General features: G+C 68.5%; 9 protein-coding genes and 1 pseudogene. 5 read left to right on the top strand and 5 right to left on the bottom strand.

Annotated features, from left to right (window positions below; translation table 11 throughout):
* On the top strand, window positions 1-213 hold a 213-nt coding region (locus ACWDZ7_RS42295; RefSeq protein ID WP_451804217.1), incomplete at its 5' end, for a hypothetical protein.
* Between the two features lie 575 nt (window positions 214-788).
* Window positions 789-1,826, top strand: a pseudogene (locus tag ACWDZ7_RS42290) (IS110 family transposase); the annotation flags it as partial.
* 383 nt (window positions 1,827-2,209) lie between these two features.
* Here ACWDZ7_RS42290 and ACWDZ7_RS42285 read toward each other — a convergent pair.
* Window positions 2,210-2,410, bottom strand: a complete 201-nt coding sequence (locus ACWDZ7_RS42285) for a polysaccharide deacetylase family protein (protein ID WP_451804219.1) — start codon at window positions 2,408-2,410, stop codon at window positions 2,210-2,212.
* A 344-nt stretch (window positions 2,411-2,754) separates the two neighbouring features.
* Between ACWDZ7_RS42285 and ACWDZ7_RS42280 the strand changes: the two genes are divergently transcribed.
* Complete coding sequence (locus ACWDZ7_RS42280; protein WP_451804215.1) at window positions 2,755-3,279, top strand: YrhB domain-containing protein; 525 nt, start codon at window positions 2,755-2,757, stop codon at window positions 3,277-3,279.
* A 23-nt stretch (window positions 3,280-3,302) separates the two neighbouring features.
* On the opposite strand, the gene ACWDZ7_RS42275 is transcribed toward ACWDZ7_RS42280, so the two are convergent.
* From ACWDZ7_RS42275 to ACWDZ7_RS42260, 4 genes are all read right to left on the bottom strand, one after another.
* Window positions 3,303-3,686, bottom strand: a complete 384-nt coding sequence (locus ACWDZ7_RS42275; protein WP_451804213.1) for a hypothetical protein — start codon at window positions 3,684-3,686, stop codon at window positions 3,303-3,305.
* A gap of 72 nt (window positions 3,687-3,758) precedes the next feature.
* Window positions 3,759-4,136 (bottom strand): hypothetical protein, encoded by a 378-nt coding sequence (locus ACWDZ7_RS42270; RefSeq protein WP_451804211.1) that lies wholly within the window; start codon window positions 4,134-4,136, stop codon window positions 3,759-3,761.
* The gene (locus tag ACWDZ7_RS42265) at window positions 4,133-4,510 is read right to left on the bottom strand and encodes a hypothetical protein (protein ID WP_451804209.1); all 378 of its coding nucleotides are present in this window, start codon (window positions 4,508-4,510) and stop codon (window positions 4,133-4,135) included. Before ACWDZ7_RS42265 ends, ACWDZ7_RS42270 begins: the two co-directional genes overlap by 4 nt.
* 11 nt (window positions 4,511-4,521) lie before the next feature.
* Window positions 4,522-4,860 carry a hypothetical protein gene (locus ACWDZ7_RS42260; RefSeq protein ID WP_451804207.1) on the bottom strand — a complete coding sequence of 113 codons (339 nt, stop codon included), beginning with the start codon at window positions 4,858-4,860 and terminating at the stop codon, window positions 4,522-4,524.
* 1,283 nt (window positions 4,861-6,143) lie between these two features.
* Between ACWDZ7_RS42260 and ACWDZ7_RS42255 the strand changes: the two genes are divergently transcribed.
* Both ACWDZ7_RS42255 and ACWDZ7_RS42250 read left to right on the top strand, forming a co-directional pair.
* Window positions 6,144-6,647, top strand: a complete 504-nt coding sequence (locus tag ACWDZ7_RS42255; RefSeq protein ID WP_451804205.1) for a hypothetical protein — start codon at window positions 6,144-6,146, stop codon at window positions 6,645-6,647.
* Window positions 6,648-7,128: 481 nt separating this feature from the next.
* Window positions 7,129-7,848 (top strand): hypothetical protein, encoded by a 720-nt coding sequence (locus tag ACWDZ7_RS42250; protein ID WP_451804203.1) that lies wholly within the window; start codon window positions 7,129-7,131, stop codon window positions 7,846-7,848.
* The last annotated feature ends 997 nt before the right edge of the window (window positions 7,849-8,845 follow it).

Below are 8,845 nucleotides of genomic sequence, written 5' to 3'. Positions count from 1 at the left end.
GGCGCGCGGCAGCCGGTGCCGGTGCGTGGGTTCGAGCGTGAGCCGGGCTGCCTCCGCGCTGTCGCGATACCACTGGACGAGGCGGAGCACGGCCGCAGTGCGCTGTTCCTCGCTGTCCTCCGCCCGGGTCCGTTCGTGGGCGTACAGCCGCAGCAGGGCGTGGTGGCGGTAGCGACCGCGGCTGTGCTGTTCCAGCAGACGTTCGTCCAGTAACGCCTCCAGAGCGTCCTCGGCTGTGGGCTGGTGTCGAGCAGCGCGGCGGCGGACTGGGGCGTGCAGTCCTCACTGGGGTGCAGGGCAAGGAGCCGGAAGGCAGCTCCCGCGGCCGGGTCTCCCTTGCCGCACTGGCCTGTTACCAGCCCGGCCGGTCCACAGGCTGATCTACCGGCCCCGCGTCCAGGGCGCAGGCCGGGGCTTCACCTGGAAGGACTACCGCGATCTGCTCGTGCGGGCCCATATCCAGCCCGGCGGCCCCGTCGTGTTGATCTGGGACAACTGTGAGGATGTTCAGGTGCCGCTTCGGGCAGTGGCCTGACTCGCGATACGACTGGCCTTGTTGCCTTGAGTTTGATCTGTCGGCCATTGCTCGGGGCGGTACTCGCTGCCGCCGGCAGGGGACGTGTCCCGATAGGGGCCTTCGCGACAGGCACCGTCACAGTCTTGACCGCCCCCGGCCCGGCGACGGCCACCGGTTCCCGAGGCGATCAGGAGACAGGCGACCTTGACCAGCATCACGCAGTCCACCGCCTCATGTCACGTCTCGGCCGACGCGGAGGACGTCCTGCTCGGACACTCACAAGGACGTCCACGCCGCAGCCGTCATCACCGTGCTCGGCTCCGCCCTGGACGGTCGTAGCTTCCCCGCGACCGCCGACGGCTATCGACAACTCCTTGACTGGGCCCGATCCTTCGGCGTGCTGCGGCGGGCTGGCGTCGAGTGCACCGGCTCATACGGAGCCGCCCTGACCCGTCACCTGCGCGCCGAGGGCATCGAGGTGACCGAGGTCAACCAGCCCGACAAAGCCGCCCGACGCCGTCACGGAAAGACCGACGCCATTGACGCCGAGGCCGCCGCCCGCGCCGTGCTGACCGGACGCGCCACCGCCGCGGCGAAGACCGGCGACGGTCCAGTCGAGATGCTCCGGCTCTTCAAGCTGGCGAAGGGCTCCGCGATCAAATCCAGGACCCCGGCGATCAACCAGCTCAAGAGCGTCCTGGTCTCAGCTGACTCCGCCCTCCGCGAGTCGCTGGCCGGCCTGAGTAACCCACAACTGTTCAGGGGGTGCGCCGAGCTCGACCCTCAGCACGCGAGAGGGCCGGCTGGGGCCGCCCGTCACACCTTGAGGCTGCTGGCCCGCCGCATCCGGCATCTGACCGAGGAGATCGACGATCTCAACAAGCAGATAGCCGGGGCCGTCGAAGACAGCACGCCTGGCCTGCTGGAAGTTCGCGGCGTCGGCCCGGACAGTGCCGCTGCCCTGCTCATCTCGGCCGGCGACAACCCTGAGCGCCTCGTCAGCGAGGCCTCCTTTGCGGCCTTATGCGGCACCAGCCCGGTCGAGGCGTCCTCCGGAAAGACACAGCGGCGCCGACTGAACCGCGGGGGCGATCGTCAGGCGAACGCCGCCCTCTACCGCATCGTCCTCAGCCGACTGCGCTGGGACGACCGCACCCGCGACTACCGGCAACGACGTCTGACCGAGGGCAAGACACGGCACGAGATCATCCGCTGCCTCAAACGCTACGTCGCGCGTGAGATCTACCGACTCATCGGCCCGGCAAACCCTCCGACTGGCCGGACCGGAGCCGTTGGGCCCCTCGGTTGACATCCATAGGGGCATCAAGTCGCCCGAGAGCTACCTCGCCGGCCTCCACCTCCGTGCCTCGATGCTCTGGATCAACGACCTCCTGAAGGCAACTGGCTGATCACAACGTCACGGACGGAACGAAAGGTGGACCCCGACCCCGGCCGTGCAGGACCTGGACGATCGGCATCATCATCACCAGGCTGACCGGCCCCCGGCCCGAGGTAGCCGTTGGTGTCGGTGGTGAACTCGATCGCCGCGTGCCCGAGCCTGTTGATGTCGGCGACCGACTCCGCCGTGGGTGGAACTGTAGGGAAAACGGAAGAACGGCAGCAGCTCGGTCCCCGGCGCGGCCCGGATCGCCGTGTCGGCGCGCCGCACCTACCGCTCCCGTTGCCCAGTGCTCAAGTCGTCGAAGCACGAGTGGCTGTAAGAACGGTTGCCCGCCCGTGCTCGGCACCCATGGCCCCGACAGCCCTGGGACGGTCCCTCGCGAACTGGCCGGTCGTGAAGAACGTCGCCTTGAGCCGGCGGCGCCGTAGCTCGGTCAGGACGGTGTCGACACCGCTGTCGTCCCACGCGGCGTTGAAAGTGAGCGCCAGCACCTTGTGCGAGGTGGATAGCCAGCGGATCTCATGCCCCAGCAGCCCCGCCACAAGGACCGCGCCGCAGCCCTGCGCGATCCACCACCAGGCGCCGCACCCCTGCCATCGGTGAGACGGGATCGTGCTGGACGCCCAGGCGCTGCCCCCGATCTTCGACGCGGTGCGGGCGGGAGGCTACGGCGTCGTCGACCTGCGCGCATTCCTGGCACCGGACAAGCGGGGCTGCTCGCCTCGGTTAGCGGCGTAGCGGCGTAGCGCCGTGGCCCCGGGCGAGAAGCCCGGTGCCGTCGTCCGTACTGGCAAGGGATGCTGCACGCGTGATAGAGCGAGAAGCGGCGGTCCGGATGGTGGAAGAAGAGCTGGAACGCACCTATCAGCGGGGGCTGTCCGCAGGACTGGATCCGATGCGGATGGCCGTGGCGGATGTGGAGCGGCACGAAGTGGTGTGGATCGTCTCCTGGACGTCCGAGGAGTACCTGCGCACCAGGAATCCGGAGTTCATGCTGATCGGCAATGAACCGTACCTGGTTGATCCTCTCGACGGGAGCCAGCACGAGATCGGTGTCGTCTCACCGGTGACCGGCGAGTGGGAGGCGGGCTACCGCGTCCGTATTCGCGGACAGGTCATACGGACCGCTGTGGACGATCTGCACGATGACATCCGGGCGGTGGCGGACTCGCGTGGAAAAATCCATGCCATGCGCGTCCTGCGCCAACGGGTTCCCGCGCTCTCGCACGCCCAGGTCAACGAGTACGTGACTGCCCTGGGAGACGGCGACGGCGACGTTCCGGCGCATCTCGTCGACGTCGCCACCGCGCAACTGGTCCCGCCTGTCGGTCCGGTTCTGTCGGTGCGGACCATCCGCTGAGTCGGGCACCACCGGGTGCGTGGTCAGCCCCAGTCGCCGTTGATCCACGCGAGCAGGCGGGCGCGCTTCTTGTAGGAGCAAGTCGCGTAGGCGGCGTCGGACGTGGCGCCCGTGTCGGGCCCGCCCCGCAGGTCGTGCCCGTAGTCGCTGGGGCCGTATTCGCCGTCGCGGTAGCCGTCCATGTCGTCGGCCCAGTCGAGGAGACCGAAGCCGAAGTCGAGGTACTCGAAGTACCGGGTGGGGTCGGCCGGTTCCACCGGTGCGGTACGAACGCCTGCCCCGGCGGTGGAACGGTCTTCGAGGCAACCGTCGGAGCGCACGGGCTGGCCTAGCCACCATCCGGCCAGGAAGACGGCGTACAGAGTGGTGACGACGCCGAGGCGCCGCGGGGTTATCCAGGCAGGCATCCGGGGAGTGTCGCACGACACGAGGCCTACGCCCGCGTCGGCGGACATACCAGGTCACGCCGCACCACGTCGCTACCGCCAGTGGCCCTCGAACCAGGCTTGCAGGCGGGGGCGTTCGCTCGTGCCGTTGGTGCAGGCGGCGGCGTAAACGGTGAGCGTCTGGGTCAGTGTGTCGTGGGCGCCGCGACGTGGGTCGTAGGACGGGTCCGATGTCGGGTCGAGCGGGAGGGAGGGCTTCGCGCTTGACGCAGACGGATACGCCGTCGGCGTCGGCATAAGGGTGGGGGACGGTTCGGGTTCGTACTTCTCGGCGAACCGGTCGAGGGCGGCTCGGTCGACGCGGCATTCGGGAGTGACGGGCTGACCCAGGTACCAGCCCGCGACGAACACGCCGTAGACCGCGGCGGCGGCGCCGAGGCGGCGCGGAGTGACCCGGCGGGGGGTGTTCACCGGCGACCCCGTTCCAGCACACGGGCGGCGTCCCGCAGCGCCCGGACAGCGGCTTCGCTGTCCTTGGCCCGGCTGTCGCGGATGAACTGGCAGGCGGTCGAGAGCGCCTCCTCCCGCATGACGGTCTCGTTCCCCATGGCCGCGGAGTAGCCGGTGCACACGCTGGGCAGCGGGTCCCCGGTCATGGACTGGTTCCCGGTGCCGTGGCGAGGACCGACCGAGTGCTCTACGACGATGTTGTCCGGGCCCTCGCCGCCGCTCCGGTCGGCGGCGAGGGTGAACCCGGCGCCGAACGCGGCGGCGGTGAAGGCCGCCGCGGTCCCGAGGGCGGCGCGGAGGTTGACCCGGCGTATCCCGGGCGGTGTTGTGCGCATGTCGAAAGACCCTACTCGCAGGTGCGTGGAGTGCAGGCGGTGCTTGAGACAGCCGAGGGAGACCAAGGCTCGGGAGTCGTTGATGTGATCGATGTGTCATCCCCGCACGCGTCAACTCCCGGGTGCCGCCAGGTGGCGCGTCCTGCGGGGCCGGTGCCCATGGACCAGGTCAGTTCGTAGATGCCGGGGAACCCGCTGAGGTGCTTGACGCGGAGGCCGGCGCGGAAGCGTTCATCGGCGCGCAGGTCGTGGACGAAGGCGGTGACGGCTCGGTGGAACCGCCGGCGCTGTTCGGGGGTGAGGCGGTCCAGGTCGGCGGCGAAGCGCGGCAGGGTCTCGTACGTGGGCACGGCGAACTCCTCCAGGACGCACGAAGCCCCCGGGTCGGCGCTCTGTGGCTGGACACCCCAAGGGCCGCCATGACGGCCCCGACCAGGAGACCGTCCCGCTCGTGCCGGTGCTCTACAAGGCGAACCTCGGTGGGTTCCTCACCGAGGAGCTCGACGTCGACTTCATCCCCGCTGCGCGAGCAGCACCTCACCGCCGGCGGCCTCGGCCAAGCCGCCTGACTGCCGTCAGCGTATGAACGCGAGACGTGCAGTCGAAAGGGGTACCCGAGGCCACCTCCTGCGCCTTCGGGTACCCTCCTGCAAGCACTCCCTCGTCAAGAGGACCCGCGCTCTAGGCCGACACCTTGGGTGTGCGGGCGGGGCCGCCGCCGGAGTGACTACAAGTCGCCATGCCGCCACGCGTCCAGCCCACTCCGCAGTCGGGGGATCTGCGGGTCATCAAGCTCTAACGGGCCCTCCCGTGCCCGGAACAACCCTCCAGCTACTCCCGAGGGAAGTGCAGTAGGCGTACGTCCAGCGGTTGTCGTTCGTCTGGACCCCCCTCGCGATCTTCGTGCTGCTGCCATTCGTGCAGGTGACCTTCGCGTAGTAGGCGAAGCCCACGTCACAACGAACGCCGTACGTCCTGCCGTCCACATCCCACGGCTCACCGTTGGTGCACCACGACGGAAGGGCCAGCGCGCCTTGCGGCGCTGCCTCAACGGACGGTGCGGGAACGGCCTGTGCGGGAACGGCTACGGCACCGAGAGCAAGGAAGGCTCCCCCGAGTCCGACACCAAGAGCGGAACGAATACGCACGGTGTACTCCTTCTCAGCCACTTACGGATGCAACTGGGGAGATCCCCAACTGACGGCCTTAAGGATGGTGGGGACAGAGAAGAAGGCGAGTAGAGAAAGCTGTCCCGGACAGGGCATGGGCTGTCTTTCCTGGCCAGAGCCCTGTCCGAGAAGTGTCCGGGACAAAGTGCCGACGCTCGGCGTCTGCCCGGAGACCGGCCGAGCCCGGCATCCCCGCCTGGGACGCACCCGCAGCAACAGAGCCACACCTGACGGCCGGAGTTCAAAGGGAGTCAGTGGTGGGTGTGCCAGAAGATGGTGAGGGTGATCAGACCGCTGCCGCTGCCGAAGCAGTTGCCGCGCAGCAGCTGGCCGAGGGCGGTGGGGCGGCGGGCGAGCACTCAGTCACGGATGGGCCGGCTACGCCGGGTAGGAGCGTGGCGGTTGTCGGCCGCGGTGGTGCGGATGCGGTGTACAACGCGGCGCCAGGTAAACGGAGCCATGGAATGAGCAGCGCCTCGGTTGGGGTCTTCGAGCCCGTATGGGAGGCCAACCTGGCGTGGGAGGGCAGCGAGTTGTACGCCGACCTCGGTCGGGCGCAGGTCCTCGCGGCCCACGCCTACGTGCGTGAGATGTCCGAGCTCCTGGACGAGGACGACGAAGGGCCCGGCGGACTCGTCTGGACTCCGTGTGAGGGCAGGTGGGATCTGAGCGACGGTGGCGAGACGACTCCGGTGTCGATCTGCCCGCGCACCGTCCAGGGCGCCTCGCAGATCTCGCCGGGACTGATGGAGGTGCATGACCTGACGCTGGGCATGCTGGTCGCGGGGCTGATGCATCTGGGCGGCTCGGTCGGCCTTCCCACCGACGCGTTCACGCCGGACGCGCTGGGCACCGCCGACGGCCCCCTGCATGCCGCGGCGTTCCAACCGCTCGACTACGGAACGCTGCGCCTGCACGTCGTGCCGCGGCCGGCCGGCCGACCACGACGGCGGCATCGTCTTCCCTGACGACGCGGGAGAGGAGTGAGCCACGCGAGCGCCGCCTCTAGCGGGGGTCCGAACCACAGGACACCAACTTCACGATCGAGAGAAAGCCCGTCGCTATGAACATCCGTCTCCAGAGCGTCGATCCTCGGGCCCTCCGTCTCGCCCAGCACCGGCAGGCCTCGTGCACGAGGCCTGCAAATCCACCGCGAACTGGAACAGTCTGAAGTCAGATGAGTACCAAGCCTGGTCGAAGAGGTCGGCACCTGGCTGTGCACCGTCGTTGAGGGCGGCCTCTTGGTACGCCCAGGCGCCGGCGTCGACGCTGGCGCCGCATGTGATCACCGTGGACGGCATGGGCGTGGACCGATACCTCCGACGCAGTCTTGCGACGAGCCGGTCTTCTCCGGAGTGATGTGAGTCACGTACCCACGGTTTTTTGCCGGTACGGGTCCGGGCCGGGCCCGAAGGGTGAGACTGACACCGCTGCTGGAAGGACCCCGCCGTGACCATCATCATCGGTAAGACCCCTGCGCCCCCGCGGAGCGCGGGCGAGCCGCCCTCGTGGCCTACGCAGATGATCCTCACTTCCAATGCGGGCGGCACGTTGCCGGAGATCGCTGATTTCCGCAGCGTCGTGCAGGTACGGCTCTCGCTGGCACTCGGAGACCCTGACTTCACCGCGGGCGTCGACTGGTGTGCTCACCACGTCCTTGGTCTCCGCACCGGAAACCTGTGGCGCGAAGCGGTGTCGACCGTACTGCTGGGCGACTGGGCCGAGCACAGGGGCACCGAGGTATACGTGCACTGCAGCATCGCCGACCTGCGCGCGCAGGCCCGGGTGATTCACCAGCAGCTGAGGCCCCTGTGGCGGCGCCGGGCCAACGGCTCGCGGGTGCTGTCGCTGGACACGCCCTTGGGTAACAACCTGACGCTGTACGACCTGGTGGCGGGCAGCCCAACCCCGCCGGAGCTGGCCCTCGGTGCGCTGCCCGACGACCCTCGCCTGATCGTCGTCCTCAACGCGCTCACCCCAGCTGAGCGCCGGGTGGCCCTGGCCTGGGCCCAACCGGCAGTGGCCACATGGACCGAGGCCGCGCTCGCGGCAGGCGCGGCGGACCCGGTCAAGGTCGGCGAACGAGTGCGCCGCAAGCTCAAGCGCCTCGGTGCCCAGCACGCCGAACGCCATCAGGCTGCTGCTGCCACGCGGGCAGGCGCCCGTTGAGCCAGGGCCAGGGACGCGTGGTTCTGGTCCGGGCGCCCAGCGCGTCCACCACCACCGCCGTCTTCACCACCGGTTCCACCACCGCCCTGCTCGCCAGCGGTACCGTCCCCGCTGGTTTCCCCCTCGTGTGGCCGCTCGTTGTTCTGTCTCTCGGGGCGATGGCCTACGACCTCGGCGTCCGAGCCCTTCACCGGACAAGCAAGTGAAAGGCAGCGAGCAGAGACGTAAACGGTCAGGCCGAGGGCGCCCGGCTTCATGAGGAGCGGGCGCCCTCCCGCGTACCGTTCGGGTCTCTTGGACGGCACCGGGAAGGGGCCCTTGGTGAACGGGCAGGCTCTGGCGTACGTACGCCGCCTCAGCATCAACGACGAAGGGGGCGGCGAGTGTTCTTGCTGATGGCGGAGCGTATCCATGCTCCGGGTGGCCGGGACCGGCCGCCCAGTCGGGCAGCGGTTCACGTTGCGAGGTGACTGTCCGGAAAACGACGGTTCAGCATGGTTGGCGGCTGGTCAGGACGTAACGAACATACATTCTAGACTCGGGAGTCAACTGTGTTACACCGAAGATTCTTGGTCGTCCCTGCGGTTATTGCAGCCTGTGTCATCGTTGCCCCTGCCGCCATGGCCAGTCCCGGCCCCATCAAGGACGGCACTGGCGCGGCTAAAATCGTAGACACCAGCTTCTACACGTCGCCGGCTCCTGGCGGGGAGGACCCCATCCTGCGCGCGGGAAACTCGAAGTTCGGGCGCGCCCATATCAAGCAAGCGGCACCACCACAAGCCCAGCCATCCGTACACCCGGGCTGCCAAGAAGAGGTGGCAGGGCGCCTTCAACAACGGGATCTGCAAGCAGCTCACCCGGTACTACACGCTGTACTGCTACCCGTACAGGAGCAGCACGAGTTACTGGCTCTAACAAAAGCTGTTGATCAAGTGACTATCGGCTTGGTGGCTCGTTGGTCAGGTCATGGCGAAGCGTCAGTCGCGGCCGTGGATCG

Source organism: Streptomyces sp. NPDC003032 (genome assembly GCF_053591415.1).
The sequence above is the reverse complement of the archived record's forward strand: the minus strand, read 5'-3'. Positions and strand labels throughout refer to the sequence as shown.

Coding starts and splice junctions, on each gene's coding strand:
- ACWDZ7_RS42280 (WP_451804215.1), top strand. CDS start 2,755: ATGGTGGAAGAAGAGCTGGAACGCACCTATCAGCGGGGGCTGTCCGCA.
- ACWDZ7_RS42275 (WP_451804213.1), bottom strand. CDS start 3,686: ATGCCTGCCTGGATAACCCCGCGGCGCCTCGGCGTCGTCACCACTCTG.
- ACWDZ7_RS42265 (WP_451804209.1), bottom strand. CDS start 4,510: ATGCGCACAACACCGCCCGGGATACGCCGGGTCAACCTCCGCGCCGCC.
- ACWDZ7_RS42255 (WP_451804205.1), top strand. CDS start 6,144: ATGAGCAGCGCCTCGGTTGGGGTCTTCGAGCCCGTATGGGAGGCCAAC.